The 25,743-nt window shown below is 41.5% G+C and carries 21 protein-coding genes and 3 tRNA genes; 14 read left to right on the plus strand and 10 right to left on the minus strand.

Annotation, left to right across the window (positions count from 1 at the left end):
* The first annotated feature begins 53 nt into the window (after positions 1–53).
* Positions 54–908 carry a dihydropteroate synthase gene (folP, locus tag K1T76_RS03295; RefSeq protein WP_019836759.1) on the plus strand — a complete coding sequence of 285 codons (855 nt, stop codon included), beginning with the start codon at positions 54–56 and terminating at the stop codon, positions 906–908.
* 90 nt (positions 909–998) lie between these two features.
* Positions 999–1,313 carry a DUF5713 family protein gene (locus K1T76_RS03300; RefSeq protein ID WP_019836758.1) on the plus strand — a complete coding sequence of 105 codons (315 nt, stop codon included), beginning with the start codon at positions 999–1,001 and terminating at the stop codon, positions 1,311–1,313.
* A gap of 24 nt (positions 1,314–1,337) precedes the next feature.
* Here the strand turns inward: K1T76_RS03300 and K1T76_RS03305 are convergent, their stop codons facing one another.
* Both K1T76_RS03305 and K1T76_RS03310 read right to left on the minus strand, forming a co-directional pair.
* Positions 1,338–1,763, minus strand: a complete 426-nt coding sequence (locus K1T76_RS03305; RefSeq protein ID WP_019836757.1) for a hypothetical protein — start codon at positions 1,761–1,763, stop codon at positions 1,338–1,340.
* Between the two features lie 121 nt (positions 1,764–1,884).
* Positions 1,885–1,970: transfer RNA gene (locus tag K1T76_RS03310), tRNA-Leu, on the minus strand.
* A gap of 209 nt (positions 1,971–2,179) precedes the next feature.
* Between K1T76_RS03310 and K1T76_RS03315 the strand changes: the two genes are divergently transcribed.
* On the plus strand, positions 2,180–3,952 hold the full coding sequence (locus tag K1T76_RS03315; protein WP_230244059.1) for an alkaline phosphatase D family protein: 1,773 nt from the start codon (positions 2,180–2,182) through the stop codon (positions 3,950–3,952).
* A gap of 71 nt (positions 3,953–4,023) precedes the next feature.
* On the opposite strand, the gene K1T76_RS03320 is transcribed toward K1T76_RS03315, so the two are convergent.
* The 3 genes from K1T76_RS03320 to K1T76_RS03330 all read right to left on the minus strand — a co-directional run bounded on the left by K1T76_RS03320 (position 4,024) and on the right by K1T76_RS03330 (position 5,041).
* Positions 4,024–4,755 (minus strand): hypothetical protein, encoded by a 732-nt coding sequence (locus K1T76_RS03320; RefSeq protein ID WP_019836755.1) that lies wholly within the window; start codon positions 4,753–4,755, stop codon positions 4,024–4,026.
* A 111-nt stretch (positions 4,756–4,866) separates the two neighbouring features.
* A tRNA-Leu gene (locus K1T76_RS03325) sits at positions 4,867–4,952 on the minus strand.
* Between the two features lie 15 nt (positions 4,953–4,967).
* Positions 4,968–5,041, minus strand: a tRNA-Cys gene (locus K1T76_RS03330).
* Positions 5,042–5,194: 153 nt separating this feature from the next.
* Here K1T76_RS03330 and folD point away from each other — a divergent pair.
* Positions 5,195–6,043 carry a bifunctional methylenetetrahydrofolate dehydrogenase/methenyltetrahydrofolate cyclohydrolase FolD gene (gene folD, locus K1T76_RS03335; protein WP_019836754.1) on the plus strand — a complete coding sequence of 283 codons (849 nt, stop codon included), beginning with the start codon at positions 5,195–5,197 and terminating at the stop codon, positions 6,041–6,043.
* Positions 6,044–6,244: 201 nt separating this feature from the next.
* A complete protein-coding gene (locus tag K1T76_RS03340) occupies positions 6,245–6,913 on the plus strand; it encodes a class I SAM-dependent methyltransferase (RefSeq protein ID WP_019836753.1) in 669 nt (222 codons plus the stop codon).
* A 41-nt stretch (positions 6,914–6,954) separates the two neighbouring features.
* On the opposite strand, the gene K1T76_RS03345 is transcribed toward K1T76_RS03340, so the two are convergent.
* Together K1T76_RS03345 and K1T76_RS03350 are read right to left on the minus strand one after the other, a co-directional pair.
* The gene (locus K1T76_RS03345; RefSeq protein ID WP_070153924.1) at positions 6,955–7,389 is read right to left on the minus strand and encodes a hypothetical protein; all 435 of its coding nucleotides are present in this window, start codon (positions 7,387–7,389) and stop codon (positions 6,955–6,957) included.
* A 295-nt stretch (positions 7,390–7,684) separates the two neighbouring features.
* On the minus strand, positions 7,685–9,514 hold the full coding sequence (locus tag K1T76_RS03350; RefSeq protein ID WP_019836751.1) for a phosphoenolpyruvate carboxykinase (GTP): 1,830 nt from the start codon (positions 9,512–9,514) through the stop codon (positions 7,685–7,687).
* 413 nt (positions 9,515–9,927) lie between these two features.
* Here K1T76_RS03350 and K1T76_RS03355 point away from each other — a divergent pair, with 413 nt between their 5' ends.
* The 5 genes from K1T76_RS03355 (at position 9,928) to K1T76_RS03375 (ending at position 15,203) form a co-directional block, all read left to right on the plus strand.
* Positions 9,928–10,866 (plus strand): diacylglycerol/lipid kinase family protein, encoded by a 939-nt coding sequence (locus K1T76_RS03355; protein ID WP_230244060.1) that lies wholly within the window; start codon positions 9,928–9,930, stop codon positions 10,864–10,866.
* Positions 10,847–11,620, plus strand: a complete 774-nt coding sequence (locus tag K1T76_RS03360; RefSeq protein WP_230244061.1) for a metallophosphoesterase family protein — start codon at positions 10,847–10,849, stop codon at positions 11,618–11,620. The genes K1T76_RS03355 and K1T76_RS03360 overlap by 20 nt, the downstream gene beginning before the upstream one ends.
* 185 nt (positions 11,621–11,805) lie before the next feature.
* Positions 11,806–12,096 carry a co-chaperone GroES gene (locus K1T76_RS03365; RefSeq protein ID WP_004972131.1) on the plus strand — a complete coding sequence of 97 codons (291 nt, stop codon included), beginning with the start codon at positions 11,806–11,808 and terminating at the stop codon, positions 12,094–12,096.
* A 59-nt stretch (positions 12,097–12,155) separates the two neighbouring features.
* Positions 12,156–13,790 (plus strand): chaperonin GroEL, encoded by a 1,635-nt coding sequence (gene groL / locus K1T76_RS03370; RefSeq protein WP_180052218.1) that lies wholly within the window; start codon positions 12,156–12,158, stop codon positions 13,788–13,790.
* 261 nt (positions 13,791–14,051) lie between these two features.
* A complete protein-coding gene (locus K1T76_RS03375) occupies positions 14,052–15,203 on the plus strand; it encodes a LuxR C-terminal-related transcriptional regulator (protein WP_230244062.1) in 1,152 nt (383 codons plus the stop codon).
* 37 nt (positions 15,204–15,240) lie between these two features.
* Here K1T76_RS03375 and K1T76_RS03380 read toward each other — a convergent pair whose 3' ends face one another.
* Positions 15,241–16,425, minus strand: a complete 1,185-nt coding sequence (locus K1T76_RS03380; RefSeq protein ID WP_230244063.1) for a hypothetical protein — start codon at positions 16,423–16,425, stop codon at positions 15,241–15,243.
* 282 nt (positions 16,426–16,707) lie between these two features.
* Here K1T76_RS03380 and K1T76_RS03385 point away from each other — a divergent pair, with 282 nt between their 5' ends.
* The 3 genes from K1T76_RS03385 (at position 16,708) to K1T76_RS03395 (ending at position 22,050) form a co-directional block, all read left to right on the plus strand.
* Positions 16,708–19,812 carry a multidrug efflux RND transporter permease subunit gene (locus K1T76_RS03385; RefSeq protein WP_230244064.1) on the plus strand — a complete coding sequence of 1,035 codons (3,105 nt, stop codon included), beginning with the start codon at positions 16,708–16,710 and terminating at the stop codon, positions 19,810–19,812.
* 165 nt (positions 19,813–19,977) lie between these two features.
* On the plus strand, positions 19,978–21,312 hold the full coding sequence (mgtE, locus tag K1T76_RS03390) for a magnesium transporter (protein WP_230244065.1): 1,335 nt from the start codon (positions 19,978–19,980) through the stop codon (positions 21,310–21,312).
* Between the two features lie 147 nt (positions 21,313–21,459).
* Entirely contained in the window at positions 21,460–22,050 is a 591-nt protein-coding gene (locus K1T76_RS03395; RefSeq protein WP_230244066.1) for a DUF4112 domain-containing protein, read from the plus strand.
* Positions 22,051–22,159: 109 nt separating this feature from the next.
* Here K1T76_RS03395 and htpX read toward each other — a convergent pair whose 3' ends face one another.
* Together htpX and K1T76_RS03405 are read right to left on the minus strand one after the other, a co-directional pair.
* On the minus strand, positions 22,160–23,065 hold the full coding sequence (gene htpX / locus K1T76_RS03400; protein WP_004972117.1) for a protease HtpX: 906 nt from the start codon (positions 23,063–23,065) through the stop codon (positions 22,160–22,162).
* 188 nt (positions 23,066–23,253) lie between these two features.
* Entirely contained in the window at positions 23,254–24,087 is an 834-nt protein-coding gene (locus K1T76_RS03405; protein ID WP_230245611.1) for a lytic transglycosylase domain-containing protein, read from the minus strand.
* A gap of 590 nt (positions 24,088–24,677) precedes the next feature.
* On the opposite strand from K1T76_RS03405, the gene ttcA reads away from it, so the two are divergent.
* A complete protein-coding gene (gene ttcA / locus K1T76_RS03410; RefSeq protein ID WP_230244067.1) occupies positions 24,678–25,598 on the plus strand; it encodes a tRNA 2-thiocytidine(32) synthetase TtcA in 921 nt (306 codons plus the stop codon).
* Positions 25,599–25,743 lie beyond the last annotated feature (145 nt).

A 25,743-nucleotide genomic window follows, 5' to 3' on the forward strand; every position in this document is an offset into this window, starting at 1 on the left:
CTTCAAAATTAGCCTTGTTAAAATAAGCTTTTCAAATTAAAAGGAAGACCAGCATGCAGCTCATGCCATTACCCAAGCGCGTATTGCAATGCGGACGTTTGAGTTTAGATTTATCTCAACCGCATGTGATGGGAATTCTAAATGTGACGCCAGACTCGTTTAGTGATGGTGGGCAACATAATGAAAAAAATGCTGCTGTAGCACGTGCTTTGGAAATGATGGCCGAAGGTGCAACCGTGATTGATATTGGTGGTGAGTCTACACGTCCGGGAGCCAGTCCTGTGAGTGTGGAAGAAGAAATTCGTCGTGTCGTGCCTGTGGTAGAAGCCTTATCTGCTTATGATGTGGTGCTTTCGATTGATACATCTCAGCCTGAAGTAATTCGTGCATCAGTAGCTGCAGGGGCGCATATCTGGAATGATGTACGTGCGTTGACCCGTCCAAATGCGTTGCAAACAGCTGCTGAGTTAAATATCCCCGTGATTATTATGCACATGCGTGGTGAACCGACCACCATGAACAATTTAGATCAATATGATGATGTCACTATAGATGTAATTGCAGAGTTGCAGCAACGTGTCGCCGATGCTTTGGCGGTAGGGGTTAAACCTGAAAATATCATGATTGATCCGGGTTTTGGTTTGCCAAAAAATGCACAGCAAAACTTGAAATTGTTAAATGAGTTGCATCAACTCAATGGTATGGGGTATCCGATTTTATCGGCATTGTCTCGAAAAAGCTTTATTGGTGAAGCTTTAGGTGGGGCAGAGCCAACACAGCGTGCAGTCGGTTCAGTAGCGGCTCATTTACTCAGTATTCAGCAAGGTGCTTGTATGGTGCGTGCGCATGATGTGAAAGCCATGTCTGATGCCATTAAAGTTTGGCAAGCAATGCAGTTGGCAAATTAATCGCTGTTTGTAGATTTGGGTGAAGCTAGAATTAAAGCCCTGCTTATGCTATATAGGCACGCTTGAATCTCTGTATTTTTGAGTGCCTGTATGTTTGCAGATTTACTTCTCCCCATGTTTGATGATGAGTTTTATCCTGATATTTTGGTTGCTGAGTTAAAACAACTGATTCAACAGTTTGCAAAACATGTGTCTAAATCCAATTTATCTGAAACGGATATTTATCATTTTGCTGACCAGACCGTGCAAGCCATCAATAAAATGAAACCACAATTTGAAGATCTAGATTCAGATTTGGATGATACCGCAGCAGATTATATTGCTGAGGCGATGATGATGGTGCTGCAAGAGCAAGGCTATTTTGAGATTGAAATGGAAGAGTTGATTGCAACACGAGAGTGGTGATAGACACTCTCTTTCAGCTTTCACTTATAGATGATTTAACAAATCATTCAAAACATCATTCAAATGGCAACTTTGTTGTGTATGTAGTTCTGCAATTTCCCGAACATTTAGCGTGTATTGACCATTATGTTCACTTGGCTGTGCAATTAAATTCACCCAAAACTTTGTATTTTGTTGCAGCAAAGTTTTGAGTTGGTTTGCTTCTTCAGGATTTTGGAAATCTAATAAATATAAATCGTTGCCTAAGCTGCAACGACGTAGTTGTAACTCTTGGTTTTTATATTGCACTGTTCCCGCAAAAATATCATAAAATTCTGCATCAGTTTCAATTGGGCTTACGGACTCGGTTGCGGACTCAAGGCTGGAACTTTGTACATGGCTTGCAAAACTGAGCAAGCAGCATAAACAGGTCATCCACTTGAAAGAGAAGATAAAGCGTTGTAGAAACATTTCAAATCATCAATACATAAATGTTATTGTTTTCAATATTATATTTTTTAGGCATAAAAAAACCAGCGTAATGCTGGAGTTCTTTATTTGCACTATTTCAATGATTTAAATCCATTTAAAATGGTGCCCGAGGCCAGACTCGAACTGGCACGCTTTGAGGGCGGGGGATTTTAAATCCCCTGTGTCTACCGATTTCACCACTCGGGCATGTGCGCAATAATAGAGGACGAAATAAAACTTGGCAAGTAAATTTATTTACAATTGCGTTCTTTTCAATCAATTCAAATTATTAGCTTGAAAAAAGTTCGGTTTGAAGCATATTTCTGTTGTTTGTCATCAATATTTCATGAATTTGAGATCAAAGCGAAATCATAAATTTCTATGTTGAGCGCTCAAGAAAAATAAAAGGAATATTCATGAACATTCGCTTAACTCGCCGCGAGTTGATTCAAAAAAGTTTGGCTGGTTTTGGGGTATTGTCATTGCCAGTCGCATTAACTGCATGTGGAGATGATAATGAATCTACAGCAGGAAATGCATTAAAAGTGCAGTTTTTGCATGGTGTCGCCAGTGGTGATCCGCTGCATGATCGTGTGATTTTATGGACACGCTTAACACCTAATGACAATGCAGCGCGTCTTGAGGTGGTGTGGGAAATTGCGAGTGATGAGGCGTTTAAGCAATTGGTGAATACTGGCAAAGTACAAACCAATGCAGCGCAAGATTTTACAGTGAAAGTGGACGCAGATCGTTTGCGGGCAGGGACTGAATATTATTACCGTTTCCGTTTTGGCAATATAGTTTCAGCTGTAGGACAGACCAAAACCTTGTCACAACGCAGCGATCAGGTAAAATTTGCAGTTTGCTCTTGCTCAAACTACCCTGCAGGATATTTCCATGTCTATAAAGAAATGGCACAGGAAAGCAATCTGGATGTGATTATTCACTTGGGGGATTATATTTATGAATATGGACAAGGTGGATACGCAACTGATGATGCACAACAGTTAGGACGTACCTTTGCAACAGACAATGATAAAGAAATAATCAATTTGGATGATTATCGTAAACGCTATGCTTTATATCGTACCGATGCCGATTTGCAAGCCGCACATCAACGCCATCCATTTATTGTGATTTGGGATGACCATGAGCTCAGTAATGATACTTGGGAAGCGGGCGCAGATAATCATCAAGAAGATGAAGGCAGTTTTATAGAACGTAAGCTTGCGGCATTACAGGCTTATTTTGAATGGATGCCAATTCGTCCAGTCGCTGAAAATGATCATTTGAATATTTATCGCCAATTTGACTTTGGTGGTCTAGTCAATTTGATGATGCTAGATACCCGTATTTTAGCGCGTCATAAGCAATTAAATTATAACGACTATATGACTGCAACAGGTATTGATGCGGTTAAATTCCAGACAGATTTATTAAATCCACAACGTACATTGATGGGTGTGGCGCAACGTCAGTGGTTGCAAGGGCAGTTGATCCAGTCTACAGCCCCTTGGAATGTTTTGGGTCAACAAGTCTTGATGGCAAAAATGCTGATTCCACAAGAATTGTTATTGCTTTTAGGGCAAATTACCAATGGTGATCAGCGACCTGAAACCCTTGCACAAATGAAGCAAAAAATTACTGAGTTGCTCACGCTAAAAATGCGCTTAAAAGCGAATGATCCAACTTTGACAGCAATGGATAAAGCGCGTTTGAGGGCGGTTGCACCTTATAATCTCGATGCTTGGGATGGTTATGCTTACGATCGTGAAGTTGTGTATGGGACATTGCAACAGCTTGGGAAAAAAGCAGTGGTGTTAGCAGGTGATACTCATAATGCTTGGGCTGCAAGCTTGCATACCCATGAAACCAATCATGAGGTTGGGGTGGAGTTCGCGACCAGTTCGGTATCATCGCCAGGAATTGAGTATTACTTAAATGTGCCTGCAGACGAAATGGCAGCGTTGGAATATGCCTTTCAAGAACTGATTGATGAGCTGGATTATTGCAACCTCAATCAGCGCGGTTATTTAACAGTGACTTTTAATCATGATCAAGTGGTTGCCGATTGGAAGTTTGTGGATACGGTGAAGGCACGTGAATACAAAATAGATTCAACACGTAGTCATCAAATGACCTACGATGTACACTTAAAACCAATCATTGAAGTTGCTAAAACCGCCTAAAAATTGGTGTGATGCTTACAGAAAACCGAGCTTAAGTTGCTCGGTTTTTTTTAATGTAAGGCGTGAAATTTTTATTCGAGTTTCTCTTGAATATAACTGTCTAAATCTATGTGTTTAATGCTTTTACATAAGGCTTGCTCAGCCTGCATAATCTGTTGATGTAACTCAAGTGCGTGCTGATATTGCTGAGTGAGTTGTGTAAAGCGGGGGCTATTTTTATTAGTGAAATATAAGCGGAATTGAATTTTAGCAGCCTGACGATACGACCAGTAAGCAGCACGACGAATCTGGGTTAAACAATATTTTTGTTCCAGACTGGCGTGGTCACGAAACATATTTTCTTTATACAAGCGAACAAAGCTAAAACTTATGCAAAAAAAGAAAAGGACTCCTTGCAGAATCGTACTTTGAAAATAGGCAAAATTTAGCGCTTGTAAAATAATCAGGACTGCAATTTTGAGTGGGGCGTGTTGCTGAAACTGATACCACGATGCAGAGCTGTGTTTGATCTGATACAACACATAAGGTAATAGCAGCATAAAGCCGAGCATAATCGCTAAAATAGACAAGGCATTGGCTTGAAAAGCATCATACTGTGCTGTGGTGTTTTGAATCCCCAAAGCTAAACTGATAGAAATAGGAATAAAAATCATACAGGCCAAGAGCCATGGAATAAACTCTTTCCATTCATCCAGCATGCCTTTGCTCTGAATAAAACCGTAAAACAAAATATTTCGTTTAAAGGCAGCAGGGTATTGTTGCTGTAATTGCTGCACATAAAGCAGTGCTTGTTGGGGCTTCATAGGCAGGTCATACAGAGAAATGAATATGGATAGGAGAGGGCTAAATCGCAGGCATAAAAAAACCAGCTAAATGCTGGGTTCTTTACTTGCACCATTTTAATGTGTTTAAAATGGTGCCCGAGGCCAGACTCGAACTGGCACGCTTTGTGGGCGGGGGATTTTAAATCCCCTGTGTCTACCGATTTCACCACTCGGGCATAGTTTTACAAGATTGGAGGCGGAGGTCGGAATCGAACCGGCGTCCACGGAGTTGCAGTCCGCTGCATGACCACTCTGCCACCCCGCCACGTCTTGTTGATGCGTATATTAGCAAGCTCTGAAAAAAAAACAATACTATTAAATGAGCAGATGCACATTAATTCGGCATATAGAATAAAATAGTCTAAATAATCATGTATTATTTGCAAAATTGATTCATATCAACATTTGGAGATGTGCCGTGGCATTAATTTTAGACGGTCGTGCATTGGCAAAACAAATTGAAGCTGATCTGTTAACACGTGTAGAAGCGTTAAAAGCAAAATCAGGTCGTACCCCAATTCTAGCGACTATTTTGGTCGGTGATGACGGTGCATCTGCAACTTATGTGCGCATGAAAGGCAATGCTTGCCGCCGTGTGGGCATGGATTCTTTAAAGGTGGAATTACCTACAGAAACCACCACAGAACAACTTTTGGCAGAAATTGAAAAATTGAATGCGAATCCGGATGTGCACGGTATTTTGTTGCAACATCCAGTTCCTGCGCAAATTGATGAGCGTGCTTGCTTTGATGCAATTTCGCTTGAAAAAGATGTAGACGGTGTGACTTGCCTTGGTTATGGGCGCATGGCGATGGGTGAGGCTGCTTATGGTTCTGCAACGCCAGCAGGCATTATGACCATTTTAAAAGAAAACAACATTGAAATTGCAGGCAAACATGCTGTTGTTGTGGGGCGTTCTGCAATTTTAGGTAAACCAATGGCTGCGATGCTTCTTGAAGCAAATGCAACAGTAACCATTTGCCATTCACGTACCCAAGATCTTGCAAGTTTTGTGAAACAAGCAGACATTATTGTAGGAGCGGTAGGTAAAGCAGAATTAATTCAAAAAGATTGGATTAAACAAGGTGCTGTAGTTATTGACGCAGGCTTCCATCCACGTGATGGCGGTGGTGTTGGTGATATTCAATTGCAAGGCATTGAAGAGATTGCTTCTGCATATACGCCTGTACCAGGTGGGGTTGGTCCCATGACGATTACAACGTTGATTCGTCAAACGGTTGAAGCGGCTGAGAAAGCGTTAGGTTAAGCTTATTCTCCCTCTCCTGAGCAAAATTTAAAGCACTGCTTTTAAAATGAAGCGCAAAAGAGGGAGAATTCATTGCGAAATTAATGGATGCTCCTTCTCGCTTTAAGAGAAGCTTGGTATGAGGGAGTAAAATCCTCCCACTATCTCTCTTCTTTAAAAAAGCAGAGGGTACTTTTTTAAATTAAAACGAATAAAAATCCAATGAGCTGTACCTTTCAATTTCCTCAAGCCCCTGAACATCTCCTAGATGCTTTGCATGATGTGATTCCAAATTGTGAATTACTGGCACAGCAATTGCCTGAAACGCCTATTTCCCTGTGGCTTATTCCGCCTATATTTCCGACCGACAAGCTAGATGATGAAGTCATTCGTCGTATTTGGAATGATACGCCGTACTGGATTTTCTGTTGGGCTTCTGGACTCGCTATGGCGCAATGGTTGCTGGCAGAGCCGCAGCATGTCAAAGATAAGGTGGTTTTGGACTTTGGCTCAGGTTCTGGTGTGGTGGCTATTGCGGCTAAAATGGCAGGTGCAAAACGAGTGATTTGCTGTGATATTGACCCAGTGAGTCTGGCGGCTTGTCGTGCCAACGCAGAATTAAATGATGTCGCGCTTGAGTATTTAGATGACCTGTATCAATCCGAGCAAGTGGATGTATTGTTTGCAGCAGATGTGTTGTATGACCAATGCAATCGTTTCTTTTTAGATGAATTTTTAAAGTTTGCACCCGAAGTGTGGGTGGCAGACAGTCGTGTGAAAAATTTTAGCCATCCACAATATATAAAAATAGATGAACGCAGTGCGACCACATGGCCTGATTTAGATGAAGCCAAAGAGTTTCGTAATGTGAGTTTTTATAAGACGCGATAAATCATCACGTCTTATATTTTAGATATTGTCGTTATATAAAATTAAGAACAGCTATAACGCACAATACGCAATGTGCTCGGGCGTGCATCTAGGGCCTGACGTGTAGCATAGTTTTCACTGCTATGTAGTTCAGGTGTGTTCGATAAGCCAATAGAGGTGCGGCTTTGTCCAAGTTGGCGACCATAAGGGTCTTGCTGGTTCGCTGCAGGATTCACCACTTCATTAATATTTAAAATACGCAATTGATAAGTTTTATGCGTACCAAGTTCTTTTTGGCAAGCACGCTGTAATTTACTTTCGTCGCGCTGTTGGTTTTGACGTCCTGCAAGCGTATAAGCCAATACTGCGGTGTGATCGGTTTTACTTTCAACTTTATAGCCGACAAAACTATTCTCATTTTGCTCTGGCAAAGTTTGACAAGCGGATAAACCTAACCCAAGTCCCGTCATAGCCAAAATAATCATTGTATTCTTCATGGATTTATTCATGATCATGTCCCTGGTTTTGATGTCATTTGATTGTTGTTTTAAGTATGCCATAGCTCAGAGGACAAAGCAGGGCTTTGTTGGTGGTGTGGCAGGCTGTCTATATTTGGGGCTGATGAGCGTGTGCTCGTGAGGTCGTTTTTTTACCATGAATCTTCACATTATTCAGTATTGACGCTTCGTGTGAGAGTGTGATTAAAGCTCGGATTTCGAGTTTTTAGTCACTAAAATATCAGGGCAATAAAAAGGTCACCGAAGTGACCTTTTCTTAGCAATCTGCGTTGAATTATGCAGATTTAACCGCTTCAAGTAAGGCAGCTTGACGTGCTTTCAATGCAGCAGGTAAGCGCTCACCAAGCTTGTTAAATAACTCAGTGTGGCTTTCTAACTCTTTGATCCATTGTTCTTTATCTTGCGCTGTTACAGTTTCAAATTGCTCTTTAGAGAAATCTAAACCAGACCAGTTCAATTGCTCATACGTTGGAACGAAACCAATTGGAGTTTCAACAGCTTCTGCACGACCTTCGCAACGATCGATGATCCACTCAAGTACGCGCATGTTCTGACCAAAACCAGGCCATACGAAGTTGCCTTCTGCGTCACGACGGAACCAGTTTACGTTGTAGATGCCTGGTAATTTGTTACCTGCAGCTTTTGCTTTTTCACCAACTTTCTCACCCATTTCTAACCAGTGAGAGAAGTAGTCTGCCATGTTGTAGCCCGCAAATGGCAGCATTGCAAATGGGTCACGACGAACGACACCTTGTTGACCAACCGCAGCAGCAGTGGTTTCAGAACCCATAGTTGCTGCTTTATATACGCCATCGACCCAGTCAAATGCTTCTGAAATTAGAGGCACAGTGTCTGCACGACGACCACCGAAGATGAATGCTGAAATTGGAACACCTGCTGGATTTTCCCAGTCAGCATCAATAGAAGGACATTGACCTGCTGCAACAGTGAAGCGCGCATTTGGATGAGCTGCTTTTTCTGCGCCAGTGTGTGGTTGGCCTTTCCAGTTAGTCAAGTTAGCAGGCGCTTCTTTAGATAGACCTTCCCACCATACTTCGCCGTTGTCAGTCACAGCAACGTTTGTATAAATCACGTCTTTGTGCATGGTTGCCATACAGTTCGGGTTGGTCTTGGTGTTGGTACCAGGTGCTACACCGAAGAAACCAGCTTCAGGGTTGATTGCATATAAGCGACCGTCTTCACCTGGTTTGATCCAAGCAATATCGTCACCTACAGTTTCAATTTTCCAGCCTTCATAACCTGCAGGTGGAATTAACATTGCAAAGTTGGTTTTACCACATGCAGACGGGAATGCTGCTGCGATGTAGTGTTTTTCGCCTTGTGGGTTGGTCACGCCTAAAATAAGCATGTGTTCTGCTAACCAGCCTTGTTCACGGCCCATTGCAGAAGCAATACGAAGCGCTAAGCATTTTTTACCCAATAATGCGTTACCGCCGTAACCAGAACCATACGACCAAATTTCACGAGTTTCTGGATAATGTACGATATATTTTTCTTTGTTACATGGCCAAGCTACGTCTTTCTCGCCTTCAGCCAAAGGTGCGCCCACAGTGTGTACGCAAGGAATAAATTCGCCATCTGTGCCCAATACGTCATAAACAGCTTTACCCATACGAGCCATTTTAGACATGCTGACAGCAACATAAGGAGAGTCAGTTAATTCAATACCGATGTGCGCAATGTGGCTACCTAATGGGCCCATAGAGAATGGAACCACATACATGGTACGACCAGCCATTGAACCGTCGAATAAACCGTTTAATTTAGCGCGCATTTCAGCTGGCGCTTCCCAGTTGTTCGTCGCACCAGCATCTTCTTTGTTTTCAGAGCAGATGTAAGTACGGTCTTCAACACGAGCAACGTCAGAAGGATCAGAATTTGCAAGGTACGAACCAGGGTGTTTTTCTTGGTTTAATGCTTGCATGGTGCCGTTAGCGATCATCAAGTCGATTAGACGTTGATATTCTTCTGCGCTACCGTCACACCATTCAATTTTTGCTGGTTTTGTTAACTTTGCAATTTCTTCAACCCATGCAATAAGCTTTGGGTGACGAACGAATTCTGGTGCGTTCACTTGGGTCATGGTGAGGCCTATCTTAAATGTGTACAAGTTATGTACAAAGTACAATCCGAACAATGGGGTACATGGTTCAGATGAAATATGAAAAAAAGTGGCTGTATTAAAGCACAAAAACTTAAAAAAAATAAGACATAGGCTTGAATTAGCTCAATGTGAAATCATCCGTATAAATTATGAATAATATATATGAAACATAGGCTTACATTTTTTTTGCGTTACTTATTATTATTTAAAAAAATTATGGGCGTTATTTAGCTAAGTTATTTTAAATTAAAACAGTGGTTTATGTGTGTATTTCAGTATGGAGTGATTATTGATTAAATGAATGGTCATCATTCGATTTTTACATAAAGCTGCTTTTCATTCTGCATCAATTGGTTGAAATTAGAGCAAAAGCTTTAAAATGATTGAAGAAAATGTCGACAACTTTGCAGCCATTATCTCTTATTTATAATCAACAATCTGGATTTCATGCCACACAGCAAGAAGGTGTATATGAAGAACTGTTGCATGTTTTGTCACAGCATGGTTTTGAAATCCAATTGTTTGAAATGGGTGAAATCGGGAACTTTGATCAGCTCATGCAACAGGTATTAGCACGGCATCAAGCAGCGCATTTAAGCGGTGTTGTGGTTGCGGCAGGTGGTGATGGTACTTTAAATGCTGTGGCGGGTAAACTGATTGGCACTCACATTCCGATGGGAATTTTACCTTTAGGGACGTTTAATTTCGTGGCGCGTGTATTGAATATCCCGCTAGATTTAATTGAAGCTGCACAGGTTATTGCCACAGGCACGACGCGCGCCGTGCATGTGGCACAAATCAATCAACATATTTATTTAAACAATGCCAGTTTGGGTTTATACCCTTTATTTATTCAAAAACGTGAGCGTTATAACCAATATTTAGGTCGTTTGCCTTTACATGCTTACACCTCGGCTTTAGATGTACTACTGCGTGACCGTAAAGAACTAAAACTAGAACTAGAGATCGATACAAAGCGCTATCCACTGAAAACTCCGCTCATTTTCTTTGGGAATAATCAATTGCAACTGTCTGAAATGAATTTACGGATTGCCAAAGCGGCTGCAGCGGGCAAAGTTGCAGGTGTCGCAGTGGCAAAGTCTGATAAATTGACTTTGTTTAAAATTCTGTGGCAATTCATTCAGGGTAAGGCTGAGCAAGCCAATGATATTTACAGTTTTGCAGCAGAGCAGGTGGTCATTCATAGTGAATCTCCACAACTGACCGTGGCGCTAGATGGAGAAATTGTTAAAATGCGCCCGCCACTACGTATTACTGTATTGAAAAACGCATTAAACATTAAGGTGCCGCATGCTGCTGCATCTGTCTGATTTGCACTTTGGCACTGAAAATGTAGCTTGTATGCAGGCGATTCAACAGTTGTGTGCTTTGTTGCAGCCCGAAGCCGTAGTGGTAAGTGGTGATTTAACCCAACGTGCACGCTATACACAGTTTTATGCCTGTAAGCATTTTTTAGACAGTTTGAATTTACCGTATTTGGTTGTGCCAGGTAATCACGATATACCGCTATATCATCTTTGGAATCGTTTTTTTAGCCCATTTGCACGGTATCAACTGTTTTTTGGGCGTATGGAAACAATTATGGAAACCGACCACTTTTATGTGATTGGAATAAACAGTATTAGGCGACGTTTTCATACCCGTGGACATATTTCTTTGAATCAAATTCAGGCGGTAGATGCTTTTCTACAAACTGCGCCAAGAAATAAGTTAAAAATTCTAGTGGCGCATCAACCATTTTATACACCACCAGATGATCGTCACGGAATTAAAGATTGTCCAGTGTTAGGGCGAATTGCATTAGAACAGTGGAGCAAAAATGGTTTATATGCCTTGCTGCATGGGCATTTGCATCAACCAGCTGTGTATGATTTAAATCAAATTTATGCATTAGGTGCAGCGCATCCTGTGCTGGATATTCATGCGGGTACTGCAATTTCGTATCGTTTGCATCAGGGTATGCCGAATAGCTTGAATGTATTGTGTCACGATGGTGATGTGCAGCATTACATTTTTGATGCCGCACAAAAGCAATTTGTATTATGGCAACAAAGTGCAGAATAAAACACCAATCTAGCTAGCTTGTTTAAAAAAACAACAAAAACTGAAATATTTTTATCTTTCCCCCTTGAAGCGTTTATTTCCATCCCCACAACAGTGTCATCTAAAATTTATTTTGATGATGACCAAAGGAATAATTAAGTCGTCATCAGGAATCTATACATTGACCTAGTCTAATGGAGTTATTTATGAGCAACATTCGTCCATTACATGACCGTGTAGTTATTCGTCGTGTTGAAGAAGAAACAAAAACAGCTGGCGGTATCTTGCTTCCAGGTTCTGCTGCAGAAAAACCAGCCCAAGGTGAAGTGATTGCAGTAGGGAATGGTCAAATCACAGACAATGGCGTACGCGCTTTAGACGTAAAAGTGGGCGACAAAGTCTTGTTTGGTACTTATGCAGGCACCACAGTTAAAGTAGACGGTGAAGAACTTCTAATTATGAAAGAGTCTGATATTTTAGCGGTACTTGAAGGCTAAGTTCAGAACTCATATTCAAAGCAAATTTGAACATTATTTAAAAATATTTGGAGTTAAACATGTCAGCTAAAGACGTAAAATTTGGTGATTCAGCTCGCACAAAAATGATCGCAGGTGTAAACGTACTTGCAGACGCAGTTAAAGTAACTTTAGGCCCTAAAGGTCGTAACGTAGTGATTGACCGTTCTTTCGGTGCGCCACACATCACTAAAGATGGTGTATCTGTTGCGAAAGAAATCACGTTAAAAGACAAGTTTGAAAACATGGGTGCTCAGCTTGTACGAGAAGTGTCTAGCAAAACCAATGATATCGCAGGTGACGGTACGACCACTGCAACAGTACTTGCACAAGCCATTTTAAATGAAGGCATCAAATCTGTAACTGCGGGTATGAACCCAATGGATTTGAAACGTGGTATCGACCTTGCTGTTAAGGCAGTCGTTGCAGACATTAAAGCAACGGCTAAACCAGCATCTGATACTAAAGCGATTGAGCAAGTGGGTTCGATCTCTGCAAACTCTGATGAAACAGTAGGTAAACTTATTGCACAAGCAATGGAACGCGTTGGTAAAGAAGGCGTAATCACTGTTGAAGAAGGTTCAGGCTTTGAAGACGCGCTTGACGTTGTAGAAGGTATGCAGTTTGACCGCGGTTATATCTCGCCATACTTCGCGAACAAACAAGATACTTTGACTGCAGAACTTGAAAACCCGTTCATTCTTCTTGTTGATAAAAAAATCAGCAACATTCGTGAACTGATTACTGTCCTAGAAGCGGTTGCAAAAACAGGCAAGCCATTATTAATCATCGCTGAAGATGTTGAGGGCGAAGCGCTGGCAACGCTTGTTGTGAACAACATGCGTGGCATCATCAAAGTATGTGCGGTGAAAGCGCCTGGTTTTGGTGATCGTCGTAAAGCAATGCTTCAAGATATTGCAATCTTGACAGGCGGTACGGTTATTTCTGAAGAAATTGGTATGTCTTTGGAGCAAACATCACTAGAGCATTTGGGTAGCGCGCACAAAGTTACAGTCTCTAAAGAAAACACCGTGATTGTGGATGGTGCTGGTGATGCAAATCAGATTTCTGAGCGTGTTCAGCAAATCCGTGCGCAAATCGAAGAATCTACTTCTGAATATGACAAAGAAAAACTTCAAGAACGTGTTGCTAAATTAGCAGGCGGTGTAGCAGTCATCAAAATTGGTGCTGCAACTGAAGTTGAAATGAAAGAGAAGAAAGACCGTGTGGATGATGCGCTTCACGCAACTCGTGCTGCGGTTGAAGAAGGTGTTGTTGCGGGTGGTGGTGTTGCACTGGTACGTGCTGCATCTGCACTTGATGGTCTGACTGGTGCTAACGATGACCAAAACGTAGGTATCAACATTCTTCGTCGTGCAATCGAAGCTCCGCTTCGTCAAATCGTAGCCAATGCTGGTGATGAGCCATCTGTAGTAATCAATGCTGTGAAGAACGGTGAAGGTAACTATGGTTATAACGCTGCGACTGGTGAATATGGCGACATGTTGGAAATGGGTATTCTTGACCCTGCAAAAGTAACTCGTTCTGCACTTGAGCATGCAGCGTCTGTTGCTGGCCTGATGTTAACAACAGAATGTATGATTACTGAAATTCCAGAAGACAAGCCAGCAATGCCAGATATGGGTGGCATGGGTGGCATGGGTGGTATGATGTAAACCTCAGCGTACCCAAACTTCAAAAACCTCGTATCGTCAGATACGGGGTTTTTTTATGGCGCAGGTTTTTGTAATGTAGAGATTGCGCACATGAAAAGACAAAATCACCTAGCTATTTTTTATTTACACATTAAATGTGTGATATATATCTAAACTACTTTTTTTTGTGAATAAAACTCATTATTCTTGTTTATAACAATAATAAAAACAAATGATTAAATAAATGTAATGCAGATTGGAGTAGGCATAAAGGGGATAAAAATGGATAACCGAGAACACGAAATTATAGGCAGTATTTATGATGCCGCTGTAGATGTGAGTTTATGGCCGCAAGTAATTGAAAAAATTGTTCAATATACAGACAGTAAAACTGCCATTTTTACTGCCTTAGATCAATTTAGTCCAAGTTACGATTTTTTATTTAGTCACAATATTCCAGATGAAGCTTTGCATGCCTATCGTGATGAGCGGATTCGCGTGATTGACATGCAGTTACACCGAGTATTGTGGGAAAATTTAGGTGTGGGGCAAGTAGCGAGCTCGGATTTATCGCATTATGGGGAAAACCCTGAAAGTGATGAATATATCTTTTATGAACGCTGTTTAAATCCGACGGGAATTAGTTATATCTCGGCTGTTTTGCTCGATCAGGGTTCACATCGTTGGGCGGTTTTGGGACTACACCGTGCGCCAGATGTAGCGCCGTATCAACAAAAAGAGTTGGATTTTTTAAAGCATTTGGGTGTGCATTTGCGCCGTGCTTTACAAATCCATCGTCAGTTTAGTTTGGTTAAACAAGAAAATTTAAGTTTGTATAGCGTGCTCGATCATTTAAAAACAGGTGTGATTTTGCTTGATCATCAGCTGAGTTTGACTTATTCAAACCCTTTAGCTCAAAGCATGCTGGAACACGATTCATGTTTAGATTTGGACTTGTGTAATCGTTTAAAAACCCATGCTTATGATCAAAGTCGTTTAGATCAATTATTACATTCAGCGTTGTTGGGACAGTCGGTTTTAAACGCAGATGTAGGCGGTGTATTGTCTTTGTCAGATGCGAAAGGACAACAATTAATGCTGACTATCGTACCTTTTTCTAAATTAAAAAATATACAGCATCAAGATGCAGGACAACATCAAATTGCGGTATTTCTGACCGATAAGCATCAGCACTATGCCTTGTCAAAAGCCTATTTGCAGCAAGCTTATCAATTGTCTAAACGTGAGTTTGAGCTGTGTGAGTTGTTGTTGAATGGTTGTAATTTAGAAGAAATTGCGGAACATTGTGGAGTTACGCTCAGTTCGGTGCGCACTTATTTTAAAAATATTTATGAAAAAACCCAATGCAACTCGCAAATTGAGCTCATGCATTTATTAATGGGCTGTACCATTCATTTTGAGCATATTGGTTAAAGCAGCCTAAATCTGGCTTAAGCTGCTTCTGAGTATTTTAGTTACTACGTTGAAGGGTAACAGAGGGTTCGCCTTGTGTGCCTATGGTCAGACTTGTGCCTGAAATAGTATAGTTTACAATTGATTTAGAATTGTCATAGCTATCATGGAATCCAGCACATTCGTTGGTGTCATAAAAAACTTCGGTAGGTGTGAGTGTATTCGCAGTAATGGATAACTTACCATATTCAATTCCAGCCCAACCGCAATCGTCACCACCTATACCATCAAGGAAGAAGTAGTAGTTATTGTCAAAGAAGGCAAAGAGTTGAGTGTCTGAGAACTTCCATGTGCCGACTAAACTTGATGATTGTTTTACTTTAGTTAAAGTATAGGTGCTATTACTTCCTACATCAGTCAGCACTAGATCTGTGCCATTATAACTTAAGCGGTAATGACCATCATTGTCAGGATGTGAAAGCCCATAGTCACCGTTTGTATCGACTGAGATATCAGGACTCAGCGCTGAAGTTAAAGCATTCCAATTTAGTCGTCCTATTTCAATACCAGGTTGCCCCGTTACATCAGCTTCATCTGCTTCACCTAGCACGTAACGTCCGTCTGGTAAAATATGTAATACAACAGCAGATGTATTGGTGCGTCCAATTTCCCAAGTTCCAGCAATATCTTTATAAAAGGTGGCTTGGAAGTTTTCTGCAGCTTTTTCTGGTGTCACGAGTTGATCTTCTGTGAGGGGTGTTTTGCTAAGCACTTCAGTTGCGAAGTCTGTGCTGCTTTGTTCAAAATCTAGATTTACAGCTTTGAAGGCTGCTTGAGTCTCCGCACTAATCTGAATTCCATCGCTATGCTCGCCATTGGCATCTAAAGATTGTAGCAATACCATTAAGTTGGTACGGGCATTTTCACTTTCAGCTAAATCTAGTGGGGTAATACGTGCTTTAGCTTCAATGACTTCGCCCAGTTGCACATCACCAATCAAGAAGCGAACAGTATCGCCCTCCTTATATTCAAACTCACCTTTATCATTGGTTGTACCTTCAATACTTTCACCTGAATTCGAAGCTCTGAGATATTTAACCCCAACTACAGGTCCATCGGTTAGTACACCAATTTGTGTTGTTGAACTCGGCGGTGGATTCGGATTGCTATCAGAATCATTGTCTGAACCGCCACATGCACTCAGTAAGCCTGCTAAAGTTAAGCATAATAAAGTTTTTTTCATCACGAATTCCTTGTTATTCAAATTGTCATGTCTGCAGTATAGAAATTAGATGAGTTTAGGTGCTATCCCAAAATTGGGAGGGTGTACACAAAAATCTGTGAGAAAAAATGAAGACCAATCAACATTTTTGTGACAAAACTAGATTTTTTGATGTGCAGTCATCGAAGTTCTATTTAGCTGTGTTAATTTGAAATACGGTTTCAAGTTTTTTTTGATGATCTTCATCCACTTGATTCATTTCATATAAATCTCATTATTGTTATCTATAAGTGATCCAGTTTTATGCTGTCTAAATTTTTTATTGAACGTCCAATTTTTGCAGGTGTGCTCGCCATTATGGTGATGGCACTCGGGATTTTTTCAGTATTAAATTTACCAGTAGAACGCTATCCAGACATTGCACCACCTCGTATCACTGTCAGCGCAACCTATACGGGAGCTTCGGCAGAAACCGTTGAAGAAAGCGTCACACAGGTTTTAGAACAGCAAATTAAAGGCTTAGATCACTTACTGTATTTCAGTTCTAGCAGTGATTCTTCAGGACGAAGTCGCATCAGCATTAGTTTTGAAAATGGTACCAACCCCGATACCGCACAAGTCCAGGTACAAAATGCGATTAATGGCGCAATTAACCGCTTACCTGAAGATGTGCAGCGTCAGGGGGTAAATGTCTTTAAATCATTGGGTGATACCCACATGGTCATTGGGCTGTACGATGCCACAGGCAAAAGCAGCAATATAGCCTTGTCTGACTATATGATGAGTCATTTAGAGCAAGAGCTGGCACGCATTGAAGGCGTGGGTGAGGTCGATGTTTTTGGTGCACAATATGCAATGCGGATTTGGCTGAATCCGATAAAGTTAAAACAATATGCGCTGATGCCAAGTGATGTACGTGCTGCAGTATTGGCACAAAATACCCAAGTCGCAGCAGGCGCAATTGGTGAATTACCCACAGCACAAGAACAATATCTCAATGCCAAAGTCACCTCAGGTTCACGCTTAAAAACGGTAGAAGAATTTGAAAATATTATTTTAAAAGCAGATCAGGCAGGTGGCTTTGTTTATTTAAAAGATGTGGCACGTATTGAACTTGGTGCAGAAAATTATCAAAGCTTTAATACCATTAATGGTTTTCCATCGGCAGGGATGGGGATTTCATTATCGTCTGGTGCCAATGCGTTACAAACTTCAGCCTTAATTCAAAAACAAATTGAGCATTTAAAACAACAATTACCCGAAGGTTACCAAATTGTCTATCCACGCGATAACACACCTTTCGTGCAGGAATCGATTAAAGAAGTGGTGAAAACTTTAATTGAAGCGGTGATTTTAGTCGTCATCGTGATGTTCATGTTTTTACAAAACTGGCGCGCGACGCTCATTCCTACCGTAACCGTGCCTGTGGTGATTTTAGGCACCATGGCCGTGTTGCAACTCTTTGGCATGAGTATTAACACGCTGACCTTATTTGCTTTGGTTTTAGCGATTGGTTTGTTAGTGGATGATGCGATTGTCGTGGTCGAAAACGTCGAGCGTTTAATGCACGAACAGCAGCTCTCGGCTAAACAGGCATCCATCGCATCGATGCAGGAAATTAGCGGTGCTTTGGTCGGCATTACCTTGGTTTTGACCGCAGTATTTATCCCTATGGCATTTTTTGGTGGTTCGACTGGGGTAATTTATCGCCAGTTTTCCATCACCTTGGTCACTGCGATGGTGCTGTCTTTAGGTGTGGCCTTAATTTTAACGCCTGCTTTGTGTGCCTTGATTTTAAAACCCAATCCACAACCTGCCCAATGGGCGATCTGGTTTAATCAAAAACTGGAAAGCTTAAAACAACACTATCTCAAATTATCAGGCTGGACGATTCAGCATAAAGCGGTTTGTCTGGTTATTTTTGCAGGCTTATTGACGGTTTTTGCTTTGTTTTACCGTGCCTTACCTACCAGTTTTATTCCTAATGAAGATCAGGGTATGTTGTCGGTGCAATTTAAATTACAGGAAGGTGCGCCATTGTCTAAAAGTCGTGAAGTGGGCGAAAGCATACGCGAATACTTTATGCAGCATGAAGCCCATAATGTCGATTTGGTGATGATTCGTTATGGACGTAATTTTTCAGGAACAGGGCAGAATTTAGGGCAGGGTTTTATTGCGCTAAAACATTGGAATGAACGTCAAGGGCAGCAACATACTGCACAAGCCATTCGTGAACGTGCCATGCAGCATTTTCGACAGCATCCCAATGCACAAATTACCATTGGCATGCCCGCAGCAGTCCGTGGTTTGGGGCAAACCGATGGCTTAGAGTTTTGGATGCGCGATGTGAATGGTACAGGACGTGATTTTTTAACCCAGCAATTTCAAAATTTGCAGCAGCAAGCCACTCAATATCAAAGCTTTAAAAATTTAGATCAACGCGCTAATCCTGAAAAAGCAGAGCTAAACGTCACGATTGATCAGAAACAGGCGATGGCAGCAGGTTTAAATCAAACGGCGATTAATAGCACTTTAGCTGCAGCTTGGGGCGGCAGTTATATCAACGATTTTATTGACCGTGGTCGAATTAAACGCGTGATTATGCAGGGTGATGCCGAGTTTCGTGGCAAACCTGAAGATTTGAACCAATGGTCGGTACGCAGTCAGCAAAATCAAATGGTACCTTTTAGCCAGTTTGCTCAACTCAGCTGGAGTGGTGGGCCAGAAGTCGTCAATCGTTTTATGGGTTATAGCGCTTTGCAAATGGAAGCCGATACTGCTGAAGGATATAGCTCGGGGCAAGCGATGCGTGATTTAGAACAGATGGTGGCACAGCAGCAGGGCATTGACTTGGCATGGAGTGGGTTGTCTTTTGAAGAAAATCAGTCTAGCAATCAGGCTTTGTTACTGTATTTGGTTTCCATCGGGTTTATTTTCTTGTGCCTTGCGGCCTTGTATGAAAGTTGGAGTATTCCAACAGCGGTCATGAGTGCCATTCCTTTAGGAATTGGTGGAAATATTATTTTCAGCTATTTGGCAGGTTTCCCGAACGATATTTATTTCCAAATTGCCTTGCTGACCACCATTGGTTTGTCATGTAAAAATGCCATCTTAATTGTGGAATTTGCTTCGGCTGCGCAGCAACAAGGCAAACAGGTGATTCAAGCTGCTTTAGAAGGTGCAAGTTTGCGGCTCAGACCAATCTTAATGACCTCATTGGCATTTGGTGCAGGTATTTTGCCGCTAGTATTTGCATTTGGTGCAGGCGCAGCAAGCCGTCAGGAAATTGGGGTAAGTGTTTTGGGCGGTGTCGTTTTTGGCACAATTTTAGTGCTTATTTTTATTCCGTTTATGTATGTGTTGATTCGTTATGTATTTCAAGTGAGTCGTTCATCACCCACAAACTAAAGATGTTTTTTATTAAGTACTTAGTAAAATTATAGGCTATGATATGAAACGCTAAAAATCTTGTATAAATCTACAGATTTTCGGGTTTTTAAAGGGTTGGTTTGGGCTGAGAAACTTTGCCCATTCTTCATTTTACGTTTTGGAATGATGGAGTGGGTGAGATTAATGACCAATCTGCACGCTGAACAGTTAGAACATGCCTTGCAATTACATCAGCCAAGTACAGTGCGCAGCTTGATAGACAGTATTAATCCTGCCGATTTAGCCGACTTAATGCAGCACTTGAGTCTGAAAGCACAGCTGAGTTTAATTGAACAAATTGACAGTGCTGCCTTGGTGATGGAATTTTTACCACTGCATTCGCAACTTCAAATTGCCGAAGCGATTGCACCTCAGCAATTGGTCAAACTGATTTCAGCCATGCATTCAGATGACCGCACCGACTTATTTAAATTACTGTCACCGCATTTACAGCACTTTGTCAGCTTACATATTACGGAAGAAAAGCGCGCACAGATTCAGTCTTTGGCGGGTTATCCTGAAGAATCTGCGGGCGCGATTATGAGTTCGGATTTCGTGGTGCTCTCACCAGAACTGAACATGCAACAAGCCATAGATGAATTGCGCAGAATGACCGCAGATCGGGAAACTTTATACCTGATTTATATTGTCGATGAACTGATGAAACTATTGGGGGTGATTTCTTTAAGAGAAATAATTCAAAACTCACCTGAACAGAAAATTAAAAATGTGATGCGCACCGATTTAGTTACTGGTTTAGTGACAGAAGATCAGGAAAGTATTGCGCAAAAACTCAGCCATTATGATTTTTTGGCCTTGCCGATTGTAGATAACGCACAGCATTTACTTGGCATTGTGACTTATGATGATGCGATGGACGTGGTACAGGCAGAAACCACGGAAGACTTTTTAAAATCTAGTGCGGTCGCGTCTTCACCAGGTATGAGCATAAAAACTGCGCCAATTTTATTTTTATATCGTAAACGTGTGTCGTGGTTGGTGATTTTGGTATTTGGTAGTTTATTGTCAGGAATCGGCATTGCCCATTATGAAGAAATTATTGCAGCACATATTGTGCTGGTGTTTTTCTTGCCACTTTTAGTCGGGAGTGGGGGTAATGCGGGCTCTCAGTCTGCAACTTTAATGGTGCGGGCACTGGCTACAGGTGATGTGCAAGTCAAAGATTGGTTGCATTTACTCTGCCGCGAAAGTTTGGTAGCGCTGTGTTTGGGTGGTACGATGGCTTTTGCCGTCTCAATTTTAGGCTATTACCGTGGCGATATGATGGTGTCTGTGGTTTTAGCACTCAGTATGTTGGGCATTGTGCTGATGGGCTGTTTAATTGGCATGAGTCTACCTTTTATTTTGTATCGCATGAAACTAGACCCTGCTAGTGCCTCTGCGCCTTTGGTAACGTCGATTTGTGATGCAACTGGCGTGGTAGTGTACTTATTTATCGCCTCTCAGTTGTTACTTTAAATGCTGTCGGTGATGAGGTGACTTATTGCCCGCTTATCTTAAAACTTTTTCCAATGATCAAAACTCTATTTATCAAAATAATATAGACCTGAGCAAAAAACAGCTTTATTCTCAATGAGATTGCATTTGCCTAATGATAATTTTTCTATGCCAGAGTCTGCATCTACAAAAAAACTCAGCCAGCAAGAGGTGGTTCGCCTAGAACGCGATTTAGCCAAGTTTGCCAATATGATGGATTCTGTGGTGCGTATTCCATTTACCAAGCAGGGTGTAGGAGCCGATGCCGCATTAGGCACTGTACCTGTCGCGGGGGATGTCGCAGGTTTTGCACTGACCTGTTATGCGATTTATAAAGCCAAACAAATTGGTGTACCGCAAACTAAACTCACCCCAGTGATTAAACTTGCTGTGGTAGATGCAGTAGTTGGTTTTGTACCCATTGTCGGTACAGTATTTGATGTATTTATTCGCCCAAGCCGTAAAGCTTTAGATGTAGTGCATACGCATATCCGCGAAGAATATCAGATTCACAGCGAACATCATGTGGTGCATCCGTTTTTACATGAGCGATTGGAGCGCAAACAGCAGCAGTCGGCATTTTGGCGTAATCCAGTGGTGGCATGGCTGTGGTTACATTTGCCTGATTTGCTTGGCGTGATTTTTCTTATTTTCTTTATTTGGGCAGTCTGGCTCGGTGCAAGTTGGTTGTGGCACTGGTCACAAAGTTTTGCTGTTTAAAAGAACCTGTTTAAAGTCCAAAACTACGCAGCAGATCTCATTTACAGACATGAAAAAAGCTTCCCTGAGGAAGCTTTTTTGTGTAACTGCTAATATGTTGCTATGCGCATTAAGGTAAATTTAATTGCTGTAAGGCTGCAACACGTTGTTCAATGCTTGGGTGAGTTTGGAATAACGCTGCCAAGCTAAAACCTTCTTCTTTACCTGCAGAAATCGCAAAAGCTTTCATTTCTTTTGGCATTGCATCTGGCATTTCAGATTCTGCCTGTAAACGTAATAATGCAGAAATCATGGCTTGTTTACCTGCCAAACGTGCACCAGCTTCATCGGCACGGTATTCACGTTGACGCGAGAACCACATCACGATTGAAGAGGCCAAAATACCAAATACGATATCCAGTACAATGGTAATTGCAAAATAAGCCAAGCCTGGTGCTTCGCCATCTTCACGACCAAATACGTTACGGTCAATGAAGTCACCTGCAACACGGGCAAAGAACATGACGAATGCGTTGACCACACCTTGAATTAGTGCCAAGGTGACCATGTCGCCATTGGCAACGTGACCAATTTCGTGTGCTAAAACTGCACGTAATTCATCTTTGTTCATACGCTCAAGTAGCCCTGTAGATACAGCCACTAAAGCATCGTTTTTATTCCAACCTGTTGCAAAAGCATTCGATTGGTAAGAAGGGAAAATACCCACTTCTGGCATTTTGATACCAGCACGTTGCGACAATTGTGCAACTTCATTTAATAACCACGCTTCAGCTTGGTTACGAGGGGCATTCGGGTCAATTAATTCAGTCCCAGTTGTTTTTTTCGCCATCCATTTAGACATGAATAGTGAAATTAAAGAGCCAACCATACCAAAGACAAAACAGATGACCAACAGGTTGCCTAGGTTTAAGCCACCCGCGCCATGGTAACTACCGACACCGAAGAGTGACAAAATTATGCCAGCTACCACCAGTACCGCGAGGTTGGTTAGCAAGAACAAACCAATCCGCATCATTGAGTAAATCCTCTTATATTAAAAATGTAATCTGATTTATTAATAAACCATGCCGTAAATATGCGGTGTATGTATTAAAAATTCAAGAAAAAATAATAAAACTGTACTAAAAATATTTTGGCTGATATTGCAGTTGGCATTTCAAAATAGCTTGCGTTGCCGCAAGCACAAATGAAGCGCTTTAGCTTTTATTCTGAAATAAAAATACGTGCCGAAGCTGTGGCATTCCCTGTCGCGTATGAACCTGCAGGTGCATCGGTAAAGCGACCATCGGCGGCCATAATAATTTGACGTTGTGGGCGTTTGTTTGCTGCGACTTGATGATTACTGGCAGTGTAATTGTCTGACTGCGCAATCACTTGGGCATTTTGACTCTGAGTATTGCTAGTGTTATTTGCCGTGATCGCATTGTTGTTAGCACTTGCACTAATGCCGCTGGCATACAGGTTGCTATAACGACTGGTCACACGACGTACATAGTCCTGTGTTTCACGAAAAGGTGGTACGCCGCCATATTTTGCCACATTCCCTTCGCCTGCATTATAACCCGCCAAAGCTAAAGTGGTGTTGCCGTTAAAGCGTTTGAGTAACCAAGATAAATATTTTGCCCCTGCCATAATGTTTTCTTGCGGGTCATAAGCATTGCTGACATTAAAACGCCGTGCTGTCGCAGGCATGAGCTGCATTAAACCTTGCGCACCCACTGGCGAGCGGGCGTTGACATTAAAACCTGATTCAGTATGCATCACGGCTTTAATTAGACCTTCTGAAACACCGTGTTGCTGTGCTGCTTGCTGAATAATGTGGTCAAAGGCATTTTTATTGCGGCTATAACTTGGCAATACTGATGCTTCGGAATTGCCCCAGTTGCGATAACTGTGAATATTACTGTCTGGATAATAGGTGACTTTTACTTTAGTCAGTGAACGATCTGCACTTTTACGGTTGGTCAGCAAGGTACTCCCATTGCTGTCTTTATACATATAAATTTGACCTGCGTGCGTAGTGGTTGCCAAAGGCATGATGCTGGCAGTCCCCAAAATATACAGTAAAAAGGCATTAATTTTATTGTTCATGCTGTGAATACATTAAAAGCTGTCCCTAAACAGTTATAAGGAGTTTAACAAAAATCTCACAGATGAAAAGGCTTTGTACAAATTCATTTCCAGTAGTGTTGAAAAAAATCAAGCTCAATTGCTGACAGAGTAATCAAAAAAAAATATTTATTTTTTTTTAATTGGTTCAGCTTGACATGCTTAAATACATGATTTTTAAATAAAAATAAAATCGATCAAAAAACAACCAACTTAAAGAGAAGCCTTAGAATATCGAGAAGAGGGGTTGTCAAGTTGTTTTAAATCCACAAAGTTATCCACAACTTTTGTGGAAAACTGTGGAAAAGTCCAAAAGATAAACATCTTGGTGAAAAAGTGAACTTGCGGGTTCAAACTTGCTATAAAAAGATCTGCTCAGACAAAAATGAAACGCGCAGTCAGAAATTAAGTTTTTCGACCAAAAGGAAGATTGCGATGAAATTACATTCTTTTGATGCGGGATGGGTCTGAATCGGCTAAAATTGCGCGGTAATTTTTTTCATGGGTTAATCGCGTCTATGTTCTCACCAGTTGAGTCCGATCAAGGCTTTAATTTCAAACCAGAACTTCCAACTAGCTCTGCGTATTATCGTTTGTTGAAAAAGCTGCGTCGCCAAGTCGGGCATGCGATTCGTGACTTCAACATGATTGAAGATGGCGATAAAGTCATGGTGTGTATTTCTGGTGGTAAAGACAGTTATACCTTGTTGGACATTATGTTGCAGTTCAAGCGCATCGCACCCATCAATTTTGATGTGGTGGCTGTGAACTTAGACCAAAAACAACCGGGCTTCCCTGAAGATGTATTGCCGCGTTATTTAGAAGAAAATAACATCCCTTATTACATTTTAGAAAAAGATACCTATAGCATCACCAAGCGTTTAACGCCTGAAGGTAAAACTTACTGTGCAGTGTGTTCGCGTTTGCGTCGTGGTTCTTTGTATGGTTTTGCTCAGGAAATAGGGGCAACCAAAGTGGCGCTTGGGCATCACCGTGATGATATTTTGGCGACTTTTTTCTTAAACTTGTTCCATGGCGGTAGCTTGAAAGCTATGCCACCGAAGTTGCTGTCATCAGACAAGAAAAATATGCTAATTCGTCCATTGGCTTATGTGGAAGAAAAAGACATCATTAAATATGCAGAAATGCGTAAATTCCCAATTATTCCGTGTAATTTGTGTGGTTCACAGGAAAACTTACAGCGTGCGATTATTAACGACATGCTACGTGAGTGGGATAAAGCACATCCTAAGCGTTTACATAGTATTTTTGGTGCAATACAGAATGTATCGCCATCGCAGTTGGCAGACCGTGAATTGTTCGACTTTGAAGCGTTAGACAGTCAGCGCGTATTTGATTTTGCCGATCAGGCCGAACAAAACGCAGCAGAGCAGAACAAACGCATCAATATGGTCAATTTAGGCTACGCTGCAGACTAAGCGATAACAGCTTGTCAATCCCTGCAAAATGTAATCAACACCAAGCCAGTGCTTGGTGTTTTTTATGAATTTGATTTATTTGAGAAAGTCGTTATATCGACTAAAAATACAAAAACTGAACGTCCCGTACAAAATTTCTTAGCCT

Origin of the sequence: Acinetobacter sp. PW68, assembly GCF_020982655.1 — a bacterium.
GTDB classification, from domain to species: domain Bacteria; phylum Pseudomonadota; class Gammaproteobacteria; order Pseudomonadales; family Moraxellaceae; genus Acinetobacter; species Acinetobacter towneri_A.

Excerpts from the sequence above, each read along its gene's own strand:
- K1T76_RS03405 (WP_230245611.1), bottom strand. The coding sequence starts at position 24,087 with ATGCCTTTGGCAACCACTACGCACGCAGGTCAAATTTATATGTATAAA.
- K1T76_RS03300 (WP_019836758.1), top strand. The coding sequence starts at position 999 with ATGTTTGCAGATTTACTTCTCCCCATGTTTGATGATGAGTTTTATCCT.
- htpX (WP_004972117.1), bottom strand. The coding sequence starts at position 23,065 with ATGATGCGGATTGGTTTGTTCTTGCTAACCAACCTCGCGGTACTGGTG.
- K1T76_RS03345 (WP_070153924.1), bottom strand. The coding sequence starts at position 7,389 with ATGAAGAATACAATGATTATTTTGGCTATGACGGGACTTGGGTTAGGT.
- ttcA (WP_230244067.1), top strand. The coding sequence starts at position 24,678 with ATGTTCTCACCAGTTGAGTCCGATCAAGGCTTTAATTTCAAACCAGAA.
- K1T76_RS03320 (WP_019836755.1), bottom strand. The coding sequence starts at position 4,755 with ATGAAGCCCCAACAAGCACTGCTTTATGTGCAGCAATTACAGCAACAA.
- K1T76_RS03340 (WP_019836753.1), top strand. The coding sequence starts at position 6,245 with ATGAGCTGTACCTTTCAATTTCCTCAAGCCCCTGAACATCTCCTAGAT.
- K1T76_RS03380 (WP_230244063.1), bottom strand. The coding sequence starts at position 16,425 with ATGAAAAAAACTTTATTATGCTTAACTTTAGCAGGCTTACTGAGTGCA.
- K1T76_RS03365 (WP_004972131.1), top strand. The coding sequence starts at position 11,806 with ATGAGCAACATTCGTCCATTACATGACCGTGTAGTTATTCGTCGTGTT.
- mgtE (WP_230244065.1), top strand. The coding sequence starts at position 19,978 with ATGACCAATCTGCACGCTGAACAGTTAGAACATGCCTTGCAATTACAT.
- K1T76_RS03385 (WP_230244064.1), top strand. The coding sequence starts at position 16,708 with ATGCTGTCTAAATTTTTTATTGAACGTCCAATTTTTGCAGGTGTGCTC.
- groL (WP_180052218.1), top strand. The coding sequence starts at position 12,156 with ATGTCAGCTAAAGACGTAAAATTTGGTGATTCAGCTCGCACAAAAATG.
- K1T76_RS03395 (WP_230244066.1), top strand. The coding sequence starts at position 21,460 with ATGCCAGAGTCTGCATCTACAAAAAAACTCAGCCAGCAAGAGGTGGTT.
- K1T76_RS03375 (WP_230244062.1), top strand. The coding sequence starts at position 14,052 with ATGGATAACCGAGAACACGAAATTATAGGCAGTATTTATGATGCCGCT.
- K1T76_RS03350 (WP_019836751.1), bottom strand. The coding sequence starts at position 9,514 with ATGACCCAAGTGAACGCACCAGAATTCGTTCGTCACCCAAAGCTTATT.
- folP (WP_019836759.1), top strand. The coding sequence starts at position 54 with ATGCAGCTCATGCCATTACCCAAGCGCGTATTGCAATGCGGACGTTTG.
- K1T76_RS03360 (WP_230244061.1), top strand. The coding sequence starts at position 10,847 with ATGCTGCTGCATCTGTCTGATTTGCACTTTGGCACTGAAAATGTAGCT.
- K1T76_RS03355 (WP_230244060.1), top strand. The coding sequence starts at position 9,928 with ATGTCGACAACTTTGCAGCCATTATCTCTTATTTATAATCAACAATCT.
- K1T76_RS03305 (WP_019836757.1), bottom strand. The coding sequence starts at position 1,763 with ATGTTTCTACAACGCTTTATCTTCTCTTTCAAGTGGATGACCTGTTTA.
- K1T76_RS03315 (WP_230244059.1), top strand. The coding sequence starts at position 2,180 with ATGAACATTCGCTTAACTCGCCGCGAGTTGATTCAAAAAAGTTTGGCT.